Here is a 19886-nt window from a genome sequence, read left to right on the forward strand (position 1 = left end):
CGGCTAAGACGGTTCTAGCATGCCCTCATGGCGGCGCGCAACCAGCTAAGGTGGTTCCATGTGTGCTGAGCTCCCTGACTTCCGCCTCGGTAGCGTGCTGGCGACCAGCTTCACGGCGACGCTGACGGAGCGTCGTGGCAACGCCGTGGAGCGCATTCCCACGCCGCGCCGCCTCGTCGACTGGCTGGCAGTGAACGGCCTCGCCGTGGATTCCTGCACCACCGCCCAGCTCGAACTCGCCCGGGAGCTGAGGGAGTCAATCCACGTCGCCGCGACAGCGGTCGCGATCCAGGACGCTCTCCCCGCGTCTGCTGTCCACGTCATCAATGACTGCAGTATCCAGGGCAGGGCCGCGGCTGTCCTGACGCCCGAGAGAAACCGGCAATGGCGACTCGGCTCGGATTCCTGCGTGGAAGATGCCCTCAGCGTGATCGCCGCCGACGCGATCAGCATCATCGCAGGCGAACGAGACGGAAAGCTGGCCTTGTGCGCATCGCCAACCTGCCAAGCCGCCTTCTTCGACACCAGTCAGAGTCGCACGCGCAAATGGTGTGACATGAACACGTGCGGGAATCGTCAGAAGAAAGCGCGCTTCCATGCCAAGCAGCGCAGCAACCCCGGATCATCGCAGTGATCATTACCCTCGGTTCGGCCGCAGCGGTGGTCTGCGATCCGCGCACACGGAGCCACGTCGCACCAGGGAATGCCGAACTCACACGGCCCGCCGCTAACTCTCCGCAGTCGGGACGGTGGGAGTTTTCACCCTTCTGAACGGGGCACCCCCACGGGATGGCGGCGGCACAAGCTCATGATGCTCGGACACGCCCCGCTGAAGCCGGGGGGACCGGAGCCCACAGGAGGGAGCCGTTGTGAGCAGCGACACCGGAACCGGCCTGCGCATCGTCGTTGTCGGCGCCACCGGCAATGTCGGCACCAGCCTCGTGCGGGCCCTGGCTGAGGACGGCAGGGTTGCCTCGGTGCTGGGGCTGGCCCGGCGCATTCCGGAGTGGAGGCCACCCAAGGCAACTTGGGAAAGCGTCGACGTAGGACAGAAACCCGACTTGGTGCGGCTCTTCCACGGCGCGGACGCTGTCGTCCACCTGGCCTGGCTGTTCCAGCCTACGCACGACCCGGAAGTCACCTGGAACACGAACGCCCTGGGTAGTGGACGAGTGTTCGAGGCCGTGGCCGAGGCAAACGTTCCGGTGCTCGTCTACGCGTCCTCCGTCGGCGCGTACTCACCCGGATCCAAGCACTGTCCTGTCGACGAGTCGTGGCCCACACGCGGCTGGCCCGGTGCTGCCTACTCCCGGGAGAAGGCCCATGTGGAACGGATGCTCGACTCCTTCGAGCGGGAGCACACGGAGGTGAGGGTGGTGCGCATGCGCCCCGGCTTCATCTTCAAGCGCGAGTCGGCGACGGAACAGCGGCGCCTCTTCGCCGGGCCGTTGCTACCCGCCCGGCTGGTCCGTCCTTCCCTGATACCGCTTGTGCCGAGGCTTCGTGGCCTGCGGTTCCAGGTGCTGCACTCGGACGATGCGGCCGAGGCATACCGGTTGGCGATCCACGAGCCCGTGAACGGGGCCTTCAATCTGGCTTCGGAACCGGAAGTCGACGCAGAGTTTCTGGGTGCGTTGCTGAACGCACGCATCTCAGACCTGTCAGTGCGGCCTGTGCGGGCCGCGCTCGCGGCCGCCTGGAGGCTGCATCTTGTCCCGGCATCCCCGCATCTGTTCGACGCAGTCCTGCGGCTGCCGGTCATGGATACCACGCGGGCCGAGGTGGTCCTCGGCTGGCGGCCCCGCCATACCGCGGATGACGTTCTTGCTGAGTTCCTGGCCGGCCTTCGCGAGCGTGCAGGCATGCCCACGGGGCCGCTGCAGCCTCGGATACCCGGTGGCCGATGGGGCGAAGTCTCCACCGGGGTGGGGCAAAAGCCCTGACCGCGCGCGAACCGCTTCAGCGCGTCTCCCATCGGCGACGGTCCCGCACATCGTGCCCCATCGCGGTCCGGACGCCGCGCCCGAACTCCGTGCATGACAGTGCTCAGCCACCCGTGGGTCCGGGGTGCCAGCTCTCCACTAATCCCTCTCGCCCAGCGTGATGTGCCGCGCGGTGAGGCGGGCCAGAACCACGTCCAGGCCGCCGGCGAGGAGATACGCGGTGACCGTGCCGAGGCCGGTCAGGGGCCACGCCGCGAAGCCGGGGACACGGGACAGTCCGTATGCCGCCGTCACGGCGACGGCCACCGAGAGCACGTCGATAATGCCGCCGAGAGTCGTCTCCTGCTCGCCCTCTGCCAGACCGGCGCGCCGGAAGACGACCAGAAAGACCAATCCGACCAGCAGGAAAGCAAGAGCGGAACCCAGTGCGAAGCCGACCGTCTCCTCGGCGGTCGCCGTACCCCGGGCACCGGTGGCAAGCCCGTAGGCCGCCGTGATCGAGATCGAGAAACCGTACGCGGTCGCGTTGTCCCGCAGCGCTGTGCGTACGCCGCGGCCGTAGATGCCGAGCATGCCGGGCACGTGGCCCTGCTCTGCCGCCCGTTCTTCAGACACGGACAGATCCTTTCATTCTGGCCCCTACGGGAACGGCAGGCGGAATCCACCCGTCACGGCTCTCGCGTCCAGCCCGGCACGACCGCGCAACCGGTCGACGACCGGCGACCATGGGCCAGCCGTGCCGCATCGTCGAACGCAGTGGCGAACCGCGGGGCGAGCGGCACCGGAGCAGAGGTGAGCCCTGCTGGTCGGTTGCCACGACGGCGGCGACCTGGGCTACGCGGGCGAGGTCGGCACCGGCTACGGCGAGGAGACCCTGGACTGGCTCGGCGACAAGCTCGACAGGCCGGCCCGGTCACGCTCGCTGTTCGCCGAGTTCGGCTTCACCGAGTGGACAGGGGCCGGCAGCGACTCGGCGAAGACGGCCGCTGCGCGCCTGCCGTCAGGACTCCGGTCGGCTACCGCGGCCCCGCAGATGCTCGGCGGCCTCGGCAAGCCGCTGCCGGGCCCCGCGGACCGCGATACCGGTCTTCTCCGGGTCGTGCAGCGCCGCCTTGGCGCCCTTCTTGGCGTGCTCGCTCTTGATGTGCGGTGGCATGGGCGGGATCTGCGGATCGGTCTTGAACTCCAGTATGACGGGCCGGTCGCTGGCCAGCGCCTCCTCCCAGGCCGCCCCGACCCGGCGGGGTTCCTCGCAGCGGATGCCCGTCAGCCCCAGCAGCTCGGCGTACTTCGCGTACGGCACATCGGGGATGTCCTGGGAGCCGGGGAACTTCGGGTCGAGCCATGGCGCGTTGCTCCCAGGTGACCTGGTTGAGGTCCTGGTTGTTGAAGATGCAGAAGACGAACGGCGCACCGCCGGCGAGCCGGTCCCAGTAGCGCTTGACGGTGATCATCTCGTTCATGCCGTTCATCTGGAACGCGCCATCCCCGACGAAGGCGATGACCGGGCGCTCCGGATGGGCGAACCGGGCAGCGATCGCGTAGGGCGTGGCGGGTCCCATGGTGGCCAGCGTGCCGGACAGCGAGGCGTCCATGCCGTGGCGCAGCCTGAGGTGCCGGGCCCACCAGTTGGTACCCGATCCCGAGTCCGCCGTGATGATGCTGCCGTCGGGCAGGCGCTCCGACAACTCCTGCGCCACGGCCTGCGGGTTGACCATCCCGCCGAAGCTCTGTCCGGCCCGCTTGGCCAGAACCGTGTTCCACTCGGCCACGTTCTTCTCGATCGTCTCCCGCCAGGCTCGATCCTCCTTCCGCCGCAGCAGGGGGATGAGCGCCTTCAGCGTTTCCTCGGCATCCCCGACGAGGTGGGCTTCCATCGGGTAGCGGATGCCGATCATGCGGCCGTCGATGTCGATCTCCACGCCCCGGGCCTGCCCCTCGTCGGGCAGCCACTCCGCGTAGGGGAAGCTTGTACCCACCATGAGCAGGGTGTCGCAGCCCCGGATCATCTCATCGCTGGGCCTGCTCCCGAGGAGGCCCAGGGGGCCCGTGACAAAGGGCAGGTCGTCGGGGAGCACCGCGCGCCCGAGGAGCGCCTTGGCGACGCCCGCGCCGAGCAGCTCGGCGGCCTCGACGACCTCGGCTCCGGCTGATGCAGCGCCCTGCCCGATGATCATGGCCACCCTGCTGCCGGCGTTGAGCACCTCGGCCGCTCGGTGCAGCTCCCCCTCATCCGGCAGGATCCGCGGCCGGCTCCAGCCGACGCTGGAGAAGACGGCCCCGTGCTCCTTGGGCGGTGAAGGCTGGGCGCTCAGCTCCTGGATGTCCTCCGGGATGATGACGGTCGCGACCGAGCGGGTGGTCAGCGCCGTCTTGAACGCCCGGTCGATGACGTGCCGCGCCTGCGCCGGGTGGACGACCATCTGGCAGAACTCGGACACATCCGTAAACAGCTGTTCGAGGGCGACCTCCTGCTGGTAGTGCGAGCCCAGGCACAGCCGTTTCTGCTGGCCGGCGATGGCGACGACCGGCTGATGGTCCAGTTTCGCGTCGTACAGGCCATGCAACAGATGGATCGCGCCGGGCCCGGATGTGGCTACGCAGCAACCGACCTGTCCCGTGAACTTCGCGTGTCCGCACGCCATGAACGCGGCCATCTCCTCGTGCCGCGTCTGAATGAATTCCGGGTCACCCGCAGCCCGGTCGAAAGCCCCGAGCAACCCGTTCATGCCGTCACCCGGATAGCCGTAAACGCGCTGGACTCCCCAGGCCGATAGCCGTCCCAGAACGAAATCGGCAACCTGCGTCGCCATCGTCGTCTCCCTCCACGCGCGTCGTCTCGCTCCACGCGCCAGCCGCGCCTCCGAGTGCTCCGGAAACGCGGTATCAAACACCCGCCCTCAGCCCAGCACGTCGGCCGCCACCCTGAGGTCGGACACCAGGCCCGCGTACACCTCATCGCGGTTCTCGCCGGCGCGCAGGACGGCCGAGGGGTGGATCGTCGGGACGACCACGCCGGTCTCCAGCCCGCCCGGGGCCTCCAGCACCGTGCCGCGCTCCTTCGTCACCCGGAAGGCGGAGCCGAACAGGGCCTTGCCCGCCGTGGCGCCCAGTGTCACGACCACCTCGGGGGAAACGGCCCGGAGTTCGGCCTCCAGCCACGGTTTGCAGGCGGTCAGCTCGCGCAGGCTGGGCGACTTGTGGATGCGCTGCTTGCCGTGACCTTCCCTGGCGAACTTGAAGTGTTTCACCGCGTTGGTCACGTACGCCTGGTCCCGGTCGACGCCGGCCTCCTCGCAGGCGCGCAGCAGCATCCCGCCGGCGGGCCCCGCGAAGGGCTCCCCCTTGCGGTCCTCCTGGTCGCCGGGCTGCTCGCCCAGCAGGACGGCCCGGGAGGACGCCGGGCCCGCGCCGAACACGGTCTGTGTGGCCTCGCGGAACAGCGGGCAGCCCGCACAGTCCGCGGCGGCTTCGCGCAGCTCTTCGATCCCGGCGGCCTCGGGTACGAAAGGCGCGGCATCGTATGCCTCGGGCCGGCTCACGTCGAACCCCCGGGGCGGCCGCCAACCGGACGACTCGGCACTGACGAAACCCTCGGCTGCGTCTTCATTCGCCTCATCCTGTCCTGATTTTCTTCTTCGTGAACGTGTTCTGGTCGACTTCAGTCAGCTGGGTACCCCTCTCCACGCGGACGACGCCAGGTCTCCGGGGAGTGGAGCTGCTGTGGTAAACCCCGTAACGAGATCGCGGCAACGGCTGCAGCGGGCCCGTGACTATGCCGGGCACGAACGCGACATCGCGCTGCTGCTGGTGAAGAGCGCCCTGGCCGGGGTGCTCGGATGGGCGCTGGCGCACTACGTGATCGGCTCGCCACAACCCACGTACGCGCCGTTCGTCGCTCTCCTCGTCGTGCAGTTCACGGTGTACCGATCCCTGCTGCACGCCGGGCAGTACGTGGCGGCACTCGTCGCCGGAGTGCTGGCGGCCGGGGCCGCGAATCCACTGCTCGGGGAGAACCTCGCCGGTTTCGCGGCCATGCTCGTCGTCGGGCTGCTCGTGGGGCGCTGGCGGCATCTCGGCGTGATGGGGGGCCAGGCTCCCGTCGCCGGAGTCTTCGCCTACCAGGCCCTGATGGGCGGCACGGACGGGAGAATGCTGTGGCACATCGTCTCCATGGTCCTGCTCGGCGCCGCCGTCGGCCTGGCCGTGAATCTGTTGCTGCTGCCTCCGATGCGATATGCCACGGCGGACCGGGGCATCGAACAGTTGTCTACGGCTGTTTCCCGGCTGCTGGATGACATGGCTGCCGGTCTGCGGGACGGCGAGAATGCGGATTCCGGCGACTGGCTGCATCGGGCACGCAGCTTGGACAGCAGTGTCAGCAAGGCGCGCACGGCGGTGGAGCACGGTGCGGAAAGCGTCAGCTACAACCCGCGTCGCCTCTTTTGCAGGAATCTCCCGGCGACCTTCTTCGGCTACCGCACCATGGTCGAATCGCTGGCCCGTGTCGTGGAACAGGTGCGGAGCATGGCCGTGGTCCTGGACGCCCGCCTCGCGGAGGACCCGGCGGGTGACCGGGTATTCCTGGAAGGCTATGCCGACGTGCTGTCCTCGGCGGCTGACGGCGTACGGTACACCGGCGGCGCCGGGAGGGAATCCCATGAAGAACTGCACCGCGTGGTGGACCGCTGCACCGAGCGCTGCCACGATCTGGAGCTCCACGCCGGCAACGGGGCCTGGCCCTCCCTCGGCGCGCTGCTGACCGACGCCTGCCGCTTGGCCGAGGAGCTGCGCCGGGCCCACCGGAGCGGGGCCGTGCGCCCCGACACGCCGTGAGCGGCGCCCCGTTCGGGATATTCCCCGTTTCTGCTCCAAGGCCGCCGTACGAGGAGGACCGCCACCAGCTACTGGGGAGGGGGGCAGATCAAGCCGCCGAAGGGTCAGCAGAGTCGGCCATGGGGCCGGAAGACGACCTTGACGGTGCCGTTCGCCTTTTCCTGGAATGTCGCGTAAGCCTGCGGGGCCTCGGACAGCGGGACATGGTGCGTGGCGAAGTCGTCCACGCCCAGGGGGTCCTGGTCCGTCAGCAGCGGGAGGATGCCGGGGACCCATCGGCGGACGTTGGCCTGGCCCATGCGGAGCTGGACCTGCTTGTCGAAGAGCGACAGCATGGGCAGCGGGTCCTTCGTGCCGCCGTAGACGCCGCTGACCGAGATGGTGCCGCCGCGGCGGACCATGTCGACGGCCAGGTGCAGCGCGGCCAGCCGGTCGACGCCCGCGCGGGTCATGGCCTTCTCCGCGAGCTTCGGCGGCAGCAGGCCCGTCATCTCGTGGAGCACTTCGACGCCGGGGCTGCCGTGGGCTTCCATGCCGACGGCGTCGACGACGGACTCGGGGCCGCGGCCGGACGTCAGGGCGCGCACGGCCTCGACGGGGGCGTCCACCACGGCCAGGTCGACGACCTCCGCGCCCTGGGCACGGGTCCGTGCCACGCGTTCGGGCACGATGTCCAGGCCAATGACCCGAAGGCCCTGGTGGAGCGCGACACGGCAGGCCATCTCGCCGATCGGGCCGAGCCCCAGTACGGTCAGGGTGCCGCCCGCGGGTACGTCGGCGTACGCGACGGCCTGCCAGGCGGTGGGCAGCACGTCGGAGAGGAAGAGGAACCGGTCGTCCGGCGGCCCGTGGGGGACCTTCACGGGGCCGTAGTGCGCCTGGGGCACCCGCAGATACTCGGCCTGCGCCCCAGGGACGCCGCCGTAGAGCTTCGTATAGCCGAAGAGGGCGGCGCCGGTGCCGTACTCGTGGACCTGCGTCGTCTCGCACTGGGTCTGCAGGTTCCGCTTGCACATGAAACACGAGCCGCACGCGATCTGGAACGGGATGACGACCCGGTCGCCCGGCGCGAGCCCGTCCACCGCGCTGCCGGTCTCCTCGACGACGCCCACCGGCTCGTGCCCCAGGATGTCACCGGCCTCCATGAAGGGCGCAAGCGGCTCGTACAGGTGCAGGTCGGAGCCGCACAGCCCGCTCGACGTGACCCGTACGACGGCGTCCTGCGGCTCCCGAATCACCGGGTCTGCAACGTCCTCGACCCGTACGTCCCGCCTGCCGTGCCAGACACACGCCCGCATCAGCGTCACCGCCCGGCGGAGTCACGCGCGTCGGGCCGCCAGGCGTCGCTCTCCAGGTGGGAGCCGGCCTGTGGGCCCATGCGGAGCATGCCGCCGTCCACGGCCCACGAGCCGCCCGTGACATAACCGGAGCCGGCGTCGGCGTCGGCTAGATACGCGATCACGGCGGCGACCTCATGTGCGTGGCCGGTCCGCCCGAGCGGGATGCCGGGACGCTCCTCGGAGTGCGGGTCGACGTCGCCCTGCCCCGTCATCGGGGTCGAAATCTCCCCGGGCGCGACGGCGTTGACGCGGATCCCGTGCTCGGCCAGCTCAAGGGCCATCACCTGGGTGAGCAGCCCGAGCCCGCCCTTGGCCGCGCAGTACGAGGCCGCACCGACGCGCGGCTGATGCTCGTGGACGCTCGTGACGTTGACGATGCAGCCGCCCCTGCCCTGCTCGATCATCAGCTGCGCGGCCCGCTGCCCGCACAGAAAGGGGCCCATGAGGTCGATGTCGATGACGGTACGCAGCTGTTCGAGCCCGATGTCGGTGTACGGCGTACCGCTCGGCCCCGTGCCGGCGTTGTTGACCAGCACGTCGAGGCCGTCCAGCTGGTCGGCGAACGCGTCGATGACGTCCGCCGCCTCGGGCAACCGCGTCAGGTCCAGGTGAGCGACGGCCACCCGGCGGCCCTGTGCCCGGACCTCCTCGGCCGCCTCCTCGGCGCCCGCCCTGTCGCTGTTCCAGGTGATGCCGATGTCCATGCCCCGCTCGGCCAGGCGCACGGCGGTCGTGCGCCCGATGCCGGAGTCGGAGCCGGTGATCACTGCGGTGGGCATATGGGCCTCCCGGGGTTGCGCACGAGGCTCTGGGTTCGCCGGGTAACACTCGGGGGCCGGGATGAAACCTGCCCCTCAGCGCTTGCCCTTCTTCTTCGCGTGCTTCACGTCCGGCTTCTTGCGGGACTGCGCTGCCTTCCCGGGGCTCTCGGGCTGCCGGCATCGTCGACGAAGGCATGGGGCAGGTTGCCACGGAGTTGGCGCCTTCGCCGTTCGGCGCCCGGAGGCGGGCGGCATCGCCGAGCAGGGTCACCCCAGGCACGCGGTCCCAGCGGTCCCGGCCGGCAGGGTGAAGAGGGGGCGCAGGGCAGGCGGGTGTTGCGGTCGGCGATCAGGGCGGTGAGCGCCACGCTGCAGACGCCGAAGTACTCCGGAGCGGCCTTCGAGAGCAGCGGTCGTACGCGCGACCAGGCTCCGTCGGCGCCGACGAGCAGGTCCGCGACGGCGGCGGCGCTGTCGGCGAAGTCGGCCTGGTGGCGGCCGTCGCCGAGGGCCCGCACGGCGGTGACGTCGGGGTAGACCTCCTTCTCGCCGGCATCTCAACCCTGCGCTAGAAGACCCCGGCACTCGCTGTCCCGCTGGTCGACCGGGCCCGGTCGGACGGGCTGCAGCTGACCAAGCGGGTGCTGGAGTCTGCCCTGGAGGGTGAGATCACCGATCATGTCGCCTAGGACAAGCACGACGTGACGGGTGGCGATGGGTGACCTCCAGCCTCTCGGGTCCGTCCGTGGTGGCCGACATGCTCGACCCCGGGCGGGTGGTCGGTCTGGAGGCCGACCCGGAGTTGGCCGCAGTGGCGCGCACGAACCCTGACGCTGTCGCAGCGGACGTCGACGTCCACGTGCGCTGCGCTCTCCGTGTCGGCCCCCCGGCACGGGGGGGGAGGGGCTGACCGTTCAGCTCCACGACGGTTCGTCCGGACGTGGGCAGCGGGCGCGTCATGACTTCCCGACGTGGGTTCGGGGCAGCCTCGTGGCCCCGGCGGCGGCGAGCAGGCACAGGCCGAGCACCCACCAGAAGGTGTCGGCGAACGCCTGGGCGATGTCCGGGCCGCGGGCGGTCAGCCGGTTCTGCAGGACCACGGCGAGAGCCGCCGTGCCGATCGAGCCGCCGACGGTGTTGAGCAGGTTGAGCGCCCCGGCCGCGCGGGGCAGATGCGCGGGCTCGATGCGGCTGTAGACGATGTTCATCACGGGTGCGCTGACCATCGCCATCCCGACGCCGCGGACCACGAGCGCCGAGGCGATCAGCGCGTCCGTGGGCCGGTGGCCGAGCTGGGTGAACGGAACCGTACCCACGAGGATCAGCACGATGCCGGTGACCACCAGGGCCCGGGGCGCGACCTTGTCGATGGTGCGGTTGACCAGCACCGACCCGGCCGCGGCGCCCAGCCCCTGGGGGGCGAGCAGCAGTCCGGCCTCCCCTGCCGAGAGGCCGCGGCCCGTCTGGAAGTACAGCGGCAGCAGGAACATCGTCCCGAAAACGGACGCGCCCAGGACGAGCAGGGCGAGCGCGGCGGCGCCGAAGGGCGGCTGGGCGAACAGCCGGGGATCGACCAGCGGAGTGCGGCGGGTCCGCAGTCCGTGCACGGCGAACCCGGCCAGCATCGCCAGGCCCGCCGAGACGCCGGCCGCGGCCGGGAGGGTGCGGCCGTGGCTGACCTCGGTCAGCCCGAACACCAGCACGGCCAGGCCGGGGGAGAGCAGCGCGGCCCCCCGCAGGTCGAACGCCGTCCGCCGCTCCGACGGCGGGACCGCGGGCACATGGCGGCGCGCGAGCAGCATCGCGACCAGCCCGATCGGCAGGTTGACCAGGAACAGCCACGGCCAGGACGCCGTACCGAGGATGGCGCCGCCGACCAGGGGGCCGAGCACCGGCGACAGCAGCGGGACGACCGCGACGATGCTGATCACCCGTCCGGTGCGGTCGGGCCCCGCGATCCGGGCGAGCAGCGCCTGCCCGGTCGCCGGCAGCAGCCCGCCGCCGAGGCCCTGGACCACCCGGAACACGATCAGGCTGGTCGCGGACCAGGCCAGCGCGCACAGCGCCGAGCCGAGGAGGAACACTCCCACGGCGGCGAGCCACGTCCGCCGCCCGCCGAACCGGTCGGCCAGCCAGCCGGACGCGGGCACGGCGGCGACGACGGCCAGCAGATACGCGGTGGACACCCACTGGATCTCGGCGACGGAGGCACCGAACTCACCGGCCAGGGTGTCGATACCGACGCTGACGATCGTGGCGTCCACCGTGGCCATGAAGGTGCCGAGCACCAGGATGAACGCGATCCGGAGCAGCTTCGGGTCGACCCGCGCGGCCGACGGCGCGGTGTCCGGGCTCATCCGCGCTCCAGGAGGTCGCGCACGTCGGCGTCGAGGTGGCTGCCCAGCGTGCGGAGCAGGTCGAGCAGTTCCTCGGCGAGCCCGTCCGTGTCCACCCCGGCCCGGTGGGCGAGCACACCGGTCCAGCCGTCGCCGTCCGGCATGACCGTCAGGGTCACCGGGTGGTGGGTGGCCTCGCGGAAGCGGGTTCCGACGACCGTGAGGCCGGGGGCGGGCTCGCGGAGGCGGTCCGGGTCGACCGGGTAGTTCTCGAACACCACGAGGCTGTCGAAGAGCGCGCGCCGCCCGGTCAGCCGCTCCAGGTCGGGCAGGGCGGCATGGTGGTGCTCGACCAGGGCCCGCTGCCGGGCCTGCAGCTCGGCGAGCGTGTCGGCGAGCGTGCCCGCGAGCCGTGCCCGTACGGGCACGGTGTTGGCCAGCAGCCCGATGATCTCCTCGACCCCGTCCAGCTCCGGGGGACGGCAGGCGACCATGGCGCCGAAGCAGACGTCCGCGCGGCCGGAGCGCCGCGCCAGCAGCACCGCCCAGGCGCCCTGGACCAGCGTGTTCCGGGTCAGGCCGCGCCGCGCGGCGAGGTCGGTGAGCTCGGCGACCAGCGCCGCGTCGAACGCGATGACTTCGGGTTCCTGCCATGCCGGACCGGGGTCGCCGCCGCCCAGGTAGTCGCCCTCGGGCAGGTCGTCCAGCTCGGCGGTCCAGGCGGCGAGGTCGGGCTCGTGGCCGGCGCGCCAGCGCAGGTAGTCGGTGAAGGGCACGGGGGCGGGCAGGTCCGGCTCCGCGCCGCGGACCCGCGCGGTGTACAGGGCGAACAGCTCGGTGAGGATGCGCGGAGCGGACCAGCCGTCGGAGAGCACGTGGTGGCTGGTCAGGACCAGGTCGGCGCGCTCGGGGCCGTGGCGGATCACGGTCAGGCGCAGCAGCGGGCCCTCGGCGAGGTCGAACGGCTCGGCCAGGTCGGCCGCCAGGACGTCCTCGGCGGGCCCCTCGGACAGACGGCAGTCCGGCCGGGGCGACTCGGGGATCACCGCCGGCCCCGCGGGGAAGGTGGCGCCCAGATTCGGATGGCGGGCCAGCAGGTCGGCGCCTGCGGCGTGCAGCGCCTCGACGTCCAGCGGACCGGCGAGGGAGAACGCCGACTGCACGGTGTACGGGTCGGGCCGCTCGGTACGCGAGTGCCGCAGCATCACCTCCTGCAGCGGGGTGAGCGGCTGCACCTCGGCGACCGGGCGGCCGGAGTCCAGCGCCCCGGCCTCGGGCGCGGCGGCGATGTGCAGCAGCGCGGACCGCAGGTGCCCGGCCAGGTCCTCGATCTCGCCGGCGGTGAACAGCGCGGACGGCCAGGTGATCCGGAGGCCCAGCGCGTCGTCGCGCACCAGGGCGTTGATCATCAGGCTGTGCGGCAGGGGCAGCGACTCGGGGCCGCCGGAGCCCAGCGGGTCGGCGTCCGGGGGCGCCTGCCACGGCGTCTCCTCAGCCGGGGTGCCGGGAAACCGGCCGAGGTAGTTCCAGGCGACCTCCGGTTCCACGGGGTCCAGGAGGCCCGCCGTGGTGAGGATGCCGTAGCCGAGGCCGTCGCCCTGGGCGCGCAGCCGCTGCCGGACCGCCTTCACATCGTCGTCCGCGTCCAGCCGTACGGGGTGGACGGCGGTGCACCAGCCGACCGTCTGGTCCAGGTCGACCTGGGGCGGGCGGCCGTGGCTCTCCAGCGCGACCAGCAGCTCCGGCGTCCCGCGCCAGGCCCGTACCGCCTGGACGAGTGCCGTGAGCAGCACGGCGTCCGGGGTGGTGTCGTAGGCGGCGGGCAGGGCCGTGATCAGGGACCGGGTCGCGTCGGTGCCGAGCCGGATCTCGTGGTGCGCCGCGGTGGCCACGGTGTCCCGGGCGGGGTCGAGCGGGCGGGCGAGCGCCGGGGCCGGCGTGCCGGTCGTCCGCCGCCAGTGCGGGAGTTCGGCCCGCCGGTCGGCGTCGCGCAGGGAACGCGCCCAGCCGAGGAACGACTGGCCGTGCCGGGACAGCGACCCGCCGGCGTAGGCGTGCTGCACGTCGTCCAGCAGGACGCGCCAGGAGACGCCGTCGACGACCAGGTGGTGGGCGAGCAGGACGAGCCGTCCCGGCCGGGCCGGGCCGGCGTCCACCCACGCCGCGCGCAGCAGCGGGCCGGTGCGCGGGTCCATCGACGCGCGGGCGGCGGCGATCCAGGAGTCGACCGGGGAGCGCAGGTCGCCGGCCGCCGCCCGGACGCGGGTCAGCACCTCGGCCCCGGTCACGGCGCCGGCCGGCGGGATGCGCAGCACGTCGTCCGCCAGGTGGGCGCGCAGCACGTCGTGCCGGGCCAGGACGGCGTCGCAGACGTCCCGCCAGGTCGCCTCGTCGCCGCCCGGCGGGACGCAGAGCTCCACCCACTGGCAGAATCCGTCCGCCGCGCTCCCCGCGCGGCGCAGCAGGTCCCGCATGACCGGGGTGAGCGGCGCGTCCCCGACCGCGGGTGCCTCGCCGCCGTCGAGGGCGCGGGCCCGCGCCGCGATCCCGGCGACGGTCTCCCCCTCGAAGACGTCCCGCGCGCTCAGGCCGAGCCCGTGGCGCCGGGCCCGCGAGACGACCTGCAGGGAGACGATGCTGTCCCCGCCGACGGCGAAGAAGTCGTCGTCGGGGCCGATGCCGTCGGTGCCCAGGATGTCCCGGAGCACATCGAGCAGTACCGCTTCGGCCGGGGTGGCCGGTGCGCGCCGCGCGGCGGCAGCGGTCTCGGGCGCCGGCAGCGCGGCCGGGTCGAGCTTGCCGCTGGGGCTCAGCGGCAGCCGGTCGAGGGGCACGAGCGCGGTGGGCACCATGTGGTCGGGCAGCTCCGCGGCCAGATACGCGCGCAGCAGCGCGGTGTCCGGGGCGGCGCCGTCGGACGGGATGACGTAGCCGACGAGCCCGCCGTCGCGCACGATCACCGCGCAGGCGCGCACGTCGGGATGGCGGGTCAGGGTGGATTCGATCTCGCCCAGCTCGACCCGGAAGCCGCGGACCTTGACCTGGTGGTCGGCGCGGCCGAGGAACACCAGCTGCCCGTCCGGCCGCCACCGCACCAGGTCGCCCGTGCGGTACATCCGCTCGCCCGGGGGGCCGAACGGGTCGGCGACGAACCGCTCGGCGGTCAGGCCGGGGCGGCCGAGGTAGCCCCGGGCCAGGCTCGGCCCGCCGAGGTACAGCTCGCCCGTCATGCCGGTGCCGGCCGGCTGGAGCCCGCCGTCGAGGACGTAGGCACGGACGCTCGGGTCGGGGCGGCCGATCGGCAGCGGCCCGCGGTCGTCCGGACTGTACTGCCAGGTCACGGAGTTGATCGTGACCTCGGTGGGCCCGTAGGCGTTGAACAGCGCTCTGCGGCCCGCTCCCCAGCGCCGCGCCAGCTCGGGGTCGAGCCGCTCGGCGCCGACGACGAAGAACACATCGGGTGGGACGGTGCGGTCGTCGGGCATCGCGGCCAGGAACGACGGCAGCAGGTTCACTCCGGTCACCCGGTGCTCGGCGATGTAGTCGAGGAGTTCGTCGCCGGGGACGCGCACCTCCTCGGGCGCGATCACGGAGGTGCCGCCGGACAGCAGCGGCACCATGGTCTGCCAGAAGGCGACGTCGAAGCTGGTCGACGCGAAGTGCAGATAGCGGTCGTGCTCGGTGACCCCGACGACCTCCTCCTGCAGCGCGATCAGATCGGGCACGCCGCGGTGGGTCACGCCGACGCCCTTGGGCCGTCCGGTGGTGCCGGAGGTGTAGATGACGTAGGCGAGCGCGTCCTCGGTGAGCCCGGCGCGGGCCTGCGCCGGGTCGGTGTCCGGCGCGGAGGCGAGCGTGGCCGGGTCGTCGAGCCGCAGCACCGGGATCCCGCGCTCGGCGGGCAGTTCGGCGCCGGTCGTCACGGCGGCGGCCGGGGCGATGTCGTCGAGCATGAAGGCGAGGCGCTCCCGCGGGTAGCTCTCGTCCAGCGGGACGTACACCGCGCCCGCCTTGACCACGCCGAACAGCGCCACGGTCATCTCGATGTCGCGTCCGAGCAGCACCGCGACGGGGTCCTGGGGCCGTACCCCGCGCGCGATCAGCGCCTGGGCGAGCCGGTTGGCCTGCCGGTCCAGGTCGGCGTAGCTGAGGCTGCGGTCGCGGCAGACCAGGGCCTCGGCGTCCGGCTTGCGGCGCACCCAGGCGGCGAACTCGTCCAGCCAGTGGCCGCGGACCTCGGCGGGGACGGCGCCGGTGCCGGTGTGCAGCATCCGCTCCCGCTCGTCGGGGCCGAGCAGCGGCAGGGAGAGCGCGGGCCGCGCCGGGTCGTCGACGAGCTCCCGCAGGAGGCGGTGCAGCCAGCGGCTGAAGGCGCGCACGGCCGCCTCGGTGAAGGCGCGCGGCTGGTAGCCGAGGCCGAGGGTGATCTCGTCGTCGGGGATCACGATGACGGTCAGCGGGTAGTGCGTGGCGTCGGTGATGTCCACTGCGGCCAGGTCGAGGCCGGGTGCGAGGCGGGTGCGCTTCCGGCTGGACAGCGGGAAGTTCTCCATCACCAGCATCGTGTCGAACAGCTCGCCGACGCCGACCTCCCGCTGGATGCCGGGCAGGCCGACGTGGTGGTGCTCGGCCAGCGCGACGCTCTCGGCGTGGACCTGCGCCATCACCTCCTGCGCGGTCTGGTCCTGGCCGTGCCGCACGCGCACGGGGATCGTGGTGCCGAGCTGGCCGATCATCGACTCCACGCCGTCGACCTCGGCGGGCCGCCCGGACACCGGGCAGCCGAACACGACGTCGCGGCGCCCGGTGAGCCTGCCCAGCAGCAGGCCCCACGCCGTCTGGAGCACCGTGGTGAGGGTGACGCGCTGCTCGCGGGCGAAGGTGCGCAGCCGGTCGCTGAACTCCCGGCCCAGCCCGATGGTCAGGCGGCCGGGCCGCTCGACTCCCGTCCCGCTGCTCGCGGGCGCCAGCCGCGTCGCGTCGTCGACGCCGGCCAGCGCGTCCCGCCACGCGGCCAGTGACGCCTCCCGGTCCCGGCCCGCCAGCCACCGGAAGTACTCCGGGAGCGGCGGCGCCGCGGGGGCGGCGGGGCCGCCGCCCAGCTCGGCGTAGAGGGCCAGCAGCGTGCGGCCGACCAGCGGCATCGACCAGCCGTCGAGCAGGGCGTGGTGGTTCGTGATCACCAGCTTGTGCTCGGCGGGGCCGACCCGGGACAGCAGGAAGCGGATCAGCGGCGGCCGGGCCGGGTCGATGGGCCGCTCCAGGTCGGCGCGGGCGGCCACGGCGAACCGGTCGTCCTGCCGCCACTCCAGGGTGATGTCGGCGGGGATCACCTGTACGACGTCGTCCCCGGCCGTGCCCAGGTACATCCGCAGACCGGGGTGGCGGCGCAGCAGTTCCCGCGCGGCCTCGGCCATCCGGTCCGGCTCCAGCTCGCCGACCAGGGTCGTCACCGCCTGGACGACGTACACGTCGGCGTCGCGGTCGTCGCGGACCAGGGTGTGGAAGGACAGCCCGAGCTGGAGCGGCGTGGCGGGCAGCACGTCCTCCACGCGACCGGCGCCGCCGGTGCGTTCGAGCGCCGCGATGGCGGACTGGTCGAGGTCGACCAGCGGCAGGTCCGACGGGGTGAGGCCGCCGGGGGTGCGCAGCGCGTGCTCGGCCAGCGCGTCCAGCGCCGCGGCCCAGGCCGCCTGCAGAGCAGCCACGGTGTCGGCGCCCAGGACCCCGGTCGCGGCCGTCCACTCGACGGCGAGCCGGGGCGCGCCCTCCTCGTGGACGAAGCAGTTGAGGGCCAGTACCTGCTCCAGGGCCTTGGCGCCGGGCTCGATCACCGAGAAGGCGTCCCGCTCCGGAAGGCTCCACCCGGTACCGGCCGGCGGGGCGAACCGGCCCAGGTAGTTGAGCAGCACGTCCGGTGGCGGGGTGGCCGCCAGTTCGGCGGCGGCCTGCGGGTCGAGGCAGCGCAGGACGCCGTAGCCGACGCCGCCGCCGGGGACGCCGCGCTTGGCCTCCTTGGCGGCGCGCAGCACCTGGTCCACCCCGCCCGCCGACGGGACGCGGACCGGGTACTCGCTGGTGAACCAGCCCACCGTGCGGGACAGGTCGAGGTGCTCGCGGCCGTGCCCCTCCATCGTGACGGTCACCGCGTCGCCGGAGGCGGCCCGGTCCCGCAGCGCGAGGACGAGCGCGGCCAGCAGCACCTCGTCGACGCCGGCGCGGTACGCCGCGGGCAGGGTGGTCAGCAGCGCCTCGGTGACCTCGGGCGAGGCCACCGTGACCGACCGGTGGGCGGTGGACACCGTGTCCCGCTCCTGGTCCAGCGGCCTGGCGCCCAGCCGGGACGCGGAGCCGAGGGCGGCGCGCCAGTGGTCGAGCTCGGACCGCCGCGCGCCGGACTCGCCCTGCTCGGCCAGGAGCGTCGCGTGCCGCCGCCACGATGTGCCGACGGGGTCGAGGGCGCCGCCCGTGCAGGCCGTGTGCAGGTCGGGCAGCAGCACGCGCCAGGACACGCCGTCCATGGCGAGGTGGTGCACGACGACGACCAGCCGGTCCGGTGTGCCGTCGGCGGTACGGACCAGGGCCACCCGCAGCAGGTCGCCCGAGCGCGGGTCGAGCTCTCCCGCCAGCCGGTGGGCCAGCCCGGTCACCTCGTCACCCTGGCCCCCGCCCTGGACCTCGCCGGGGCCCCCGCCCTGGACCTCGCCGACGACGGCCCGTACGGCGCCTCGCGGCAGTACGTCCAGGCCGTCGCCCGCCCGCAGCCGCAGCGCGTCGTGGTGGTCGAGGACGGCCTGCACGCCCGCGGCCAGGTCGGCGTGGGAGAGGTCGGGGACACGCAGGGCGGTCCACTGCGCGTATCCGGCGACGGCGTCCCCGTCCGGGTGCGGGTCGAGCAGACCGCGCACGATCGGCGGCGCGGGCACCGGGCCCGTCGGCTCGTCCACCGGCTCGGCGGCGTGCTCCACCGTCCCGGAGGAGGCGGCCAGCGCGGCGAAGCTGCGGCGCGCCAGCAGGTCCCGCGGGCGCAGCTCGACCCCCTTCGCCCGCAGCCTGCTGCTGACGGTGATCGCGGAGATGCTGTCCCCGCCGAGGGCGAAGAAGTCGTCGTCCACACTGACCCGTTCGACCTCGAACACCTCGGCGAGGGCCGCGCACAGCAGCCGCTCCCGCTCGGTGCCCGGCTCCCGGCCGCCGCCGGGCCCCGCGGGCGCGGGCAGGGCGGCGCGGTCCAGCTTGCCGTTGGGCGTCACCGGCAGCGCGTCCAGCACCACCACCGCCGCGGGCACCAGGTGGTCGGGAAGCCGCTCGGCCAGGTGGCCGCGCACCGCGTCGCCGTCGGCCGTGGCGGACACGACATAGCCGACCAGCCGGGACGACCGGACCGCGGCGGCCGCGGCGGTGACGCCGGGCACCGCGCCGAGCGCGGCCTCGACCTCGCCGGTCTCCACCCGGTGCCCGCGGATCTTGAGCTGCCCGTCGCCGCGGCCCAGGTACGCCAGGCCGCGTCCGGGCACCCACCGGGCCAGGTCGCCCGTGCGGTACATCCGCTCGCCCGGCGCGCCGAACGGGTCGGCGACGAACCGCTCGGCGGTCGCCGCGGGTCTGCCGAGGTAGCCGCGGGCCAGGTGCGGCCCGGCCAGGTACAGTTCGCCCGCCGTGCCGTGCGGAACCGGCTGCAGCGCGCTGTCCAGCACATAGCACCGGGTGCCCGCGAACGGGTGGCCGATCGTCGGCTCGTCGCCGGTGATGCGCGCGGTGGTGCTGTCCACGGACGCCTCGGTCGGGCCGTACACGTTGCGCGCGGCGACCCCCGACCCGGCGACCCGCCGCCACAGAGCGGGCGGCGTCGCCTCTCCGCCGAGGACCAGGAGCGCCGGCCGCAGGTCCAGCAGACCGGCGTCGACCAGCGGCGCGGCCATCGACGGGGTGGTGTCCACGATGTCGATGCCGTCGCGGGCGCAGGCGGCGAGCAGCGCTTCGGCGTCGCGGGTGGTCTCGGCGTCGTAGACGTGCAGTTCGTGCCCGCACAGCAGCCACACCAGGTGCTCGAAGGCGGAGTCGAAGGCGAACGAGTAGGTGTGGGCGGCGCGCAGCCGTCCGCCCGCGGCCCGCTCGGCCTCCGGGACGATCGTCGACCGCTGGTGGTGCAGCAGCGCGGCCAGGCCGCCGACCCGGCCGAGCACGCCCTTGGGGCGTCCGGTCGACCCGGAGGTGTGGATCACGTAGGCGAGGTGCTCGGGGTGCCGGGGCCCGGCCAGTTCGCCGGCCCGCAGCGGGGCGCCGGACAGCCCGGCGGCCTCGTCGAGCAGGGTGTCCCACGGCAGCCCGTCGACCGCGCCGGCGGTCAGCACCAGCGCGGGGCGGGTGTCGGCGATCAACTCGCGCAGCCGCTCGGGCGGGTGTGCGGTGTCCAGCGGCAGGAACGCGGCGCCCGCGTCCAGCACCGCGAGCAGGGCGACCACCGAGTCGGCCGAGCGCGGGAGCGCCAGGGCCACGATGTCGTCGGGCCCGATCCCGCGGCCCCGCAGGGCACGGGCCAGCCGGTGCACCCGGCCCGCCAGGTCCGCCGCGGACAGCCGTTCGGTACCGCACACCAGGGCGGTGCGCCGGGGATCGGCCGCGACCATCGCGTCGAACGCGGCCGGCACGTCCACCGGCGTGCCGGGC

General features: G+C 73.1%; 9 protein-coding genes and 3 pseudogenes. 4 read left to right on the forward strand and 8 right to left on the reverse strand.

Features of this window, described 5'->3' with window-relative positions; genetic code table 11:
* Window positions 1-58: 58 nt before the first annotated feature.
* Window positions 59-634 carry a CGNR zinc finger domain-containing protein gene (locus G5C65_RS03955; RefSeq protein ID WP_165297182.1) on the forward strand — a complete coding sequence of 192 codons (576 nt, stop codon included), beginning with the start codon at window positions 59-61 and terminating at the stop codon, window positions 632-634.
* 235 nt (window positions 635-869) lie between these two features.
* Entirely contained in the window at window positions 870-1943 is a 1074-nt protein-coding gene (locus G5C65_RS03960; protein ID WP_338146222.1) for an NAD-dependent epimerase/dehydratase family protein, read from the forward strand.
* 138 nt (window positions 1944-2081) lie between these two features.
* On the opposite strand, the gene G5C65_RS03965 is transcribed toward G5C65_RS03960, so the two are convergent.
* Window positions 2082-2558: a hypothetical protein gene (locus G5C65_RS03965; protein WP_165297183.1), complete on the reverse strand. Its 477-nt coding sequence runs from the start codon at window positions 2556-2558 to the stop codon at window positions 2082-2084.
* A 187-nt stretch (window positions 2559-2745) separates the two neighbouring features.
* On the opposite strand from G5C65_RS03965, the pseudogene G5C65_RS40675 reads away from it, so the two are divergent.
* Window positions 2746-2859: pseudogene (locus tag G5C65_RS40675) on the forward strand (ATP dependent DNA ligase); the annotation flags it as partial.
* An 84-nt stretch (window positions 2860-2943) separates the two neighbouring features.
* Here the strand turns inward: G5C65_RS40675 and G5C65_RS03970 are convergent.
* Window positions 2944-4756: pseudogene (locus G5C65_RS03970) on the reverse strand (thiamine pyrophosphate-requiring protein).
* A gap of 87 nt (window positions 4757-4843) precedes the next feature.
* Window positions 4844-5485 (reverse strand): UdgX family uracil-DNA binding protein, encoded by a 642-nt coding sequence (locus tag G5C65_RS03975; protein WP_165297184.1) that lies wholly within the window; start codon window positions 5483-5485, stop codon window positions 4844-4846.
* Between the two features lie 181 nt (window positions 5486-5666).
* Here G5C65_RS03975 and G5C65_RS03980 point away from each other — a divergent pair, with 181 nt between their 5' ends.
* Window positions 5667-6779 (forward strand): aromatic acid exporter family protein, encoded by a 1113-nt coding sequence (locus tag G5C65_RS03980; RefSeq protein WP_165297185.1) that lies wholly within the window; start codon window positions 5667-5669, stop codon window positions 6777-6779.
* Window positions 6780-6883: 104 nt separating this feature from the next.
* On the opposite strand, the gene G5C65_RS03985 is transcribed toward G5C65_RS03980, so the two are convergent.
* The 5 genes and pseudogenes from G5C65_RS03985 to G5C65_RS04005 form a co-directional block, all read right to left on the reverse strand.
* On the reverse strand, window positions 6884-8077 hold the full coding sequence (locus G5C65_RS03985) for an alcohol dehydrogenase catalytic domain-containing protein (RefSeq protein ID WP_165297186.1): 1194 nt from the start codon (window positions 8075-8077) through the stop codon (window positions 6884-6886).
* Window positions 8078-8082: 5 nt separating this feature from the next.
* Window positions 8083-8898, reverse strand: a complete 816-nt coding sequence (locus G5C65_RS03990) for an SDR family oxidoreductase (RefSeq protein WP_165297187.1) — start codon at window positions 8896-8898, stop codon at window positions 8083-8085.
* A gap of 196 nt (window positions 8899-9094) precedes the next feature.
* A pseudogene (locus tag G5C65_RS38940) lies at window positions 9095-9407 on the reverse strand (hypothetical protein); the annotation flags it as partial.
* Between the two features lie 429 nt (window positions 9408-9836).
* Window positions 9837-11237 carry an MDR family MFS transporter gene (locus G5C65_RS04000; RefSeq protein ID WP_165297189.1) on the reverse strand — a complete coding sequence of 467 codons (1401 nt, stop codon included), beginning with the start codon at window positions 11235-11237 and terminating at the stop codon, window positions 9837-9839.
* Window positions 11234-19886, reverse strand: an 8653-nt coding sequence (locus tag G5C65_RS04005) for a non-ribosomal peptide synthetase (protein ID WP_165297190.1), incomplete at its 5' end; no start/stop codon positions are given. The genes G5C65_RS04000 and G5C65_RS04005, both read right to left, overlap by 4 nt.

It is taken from the genome of Streptomyces boncukensis, from assembly GCF_011045075.1.
In the GTDB taxonomy this organism is placed as follows: Bacteria; Actinomycetota; Actinomycetes; order Streptomycetales; family Streptomycetaceae; genus Streptomyces; species Streptomyces boncukensis.

Coding starts and splice junctions, on each gene's coding strand:
- G5C65_RS04000 (WP_165297189.1), bottom strand. CDS start 11,237: ATGAGCCCGGACACCGCGCCGTCGGCCGCGCGGGTCGACCCGAAGCTG.
- G5C65_RS03955 (WP_165297182.1), top strand. CDS start 59: ATGTGTGCTGAGCTCCCTGACTTCCGCCTCGGTAGCGTGCTGGCGACC.
- G5C65_RS03985 (WP_165297186.1), bottom strand. CDS start 8,077: ATGCGGGCGTGTGTCTGGCACGGCAGGCGGGACGTACGGGTCGAGGAC.
- G5C65_RS03990 (WP_165297187.1), bottom strand. CDS start 8,898: ATGCCCACCGCAGTGATCACCGGCTCCGACTCCGGCATCGGGCGCACG.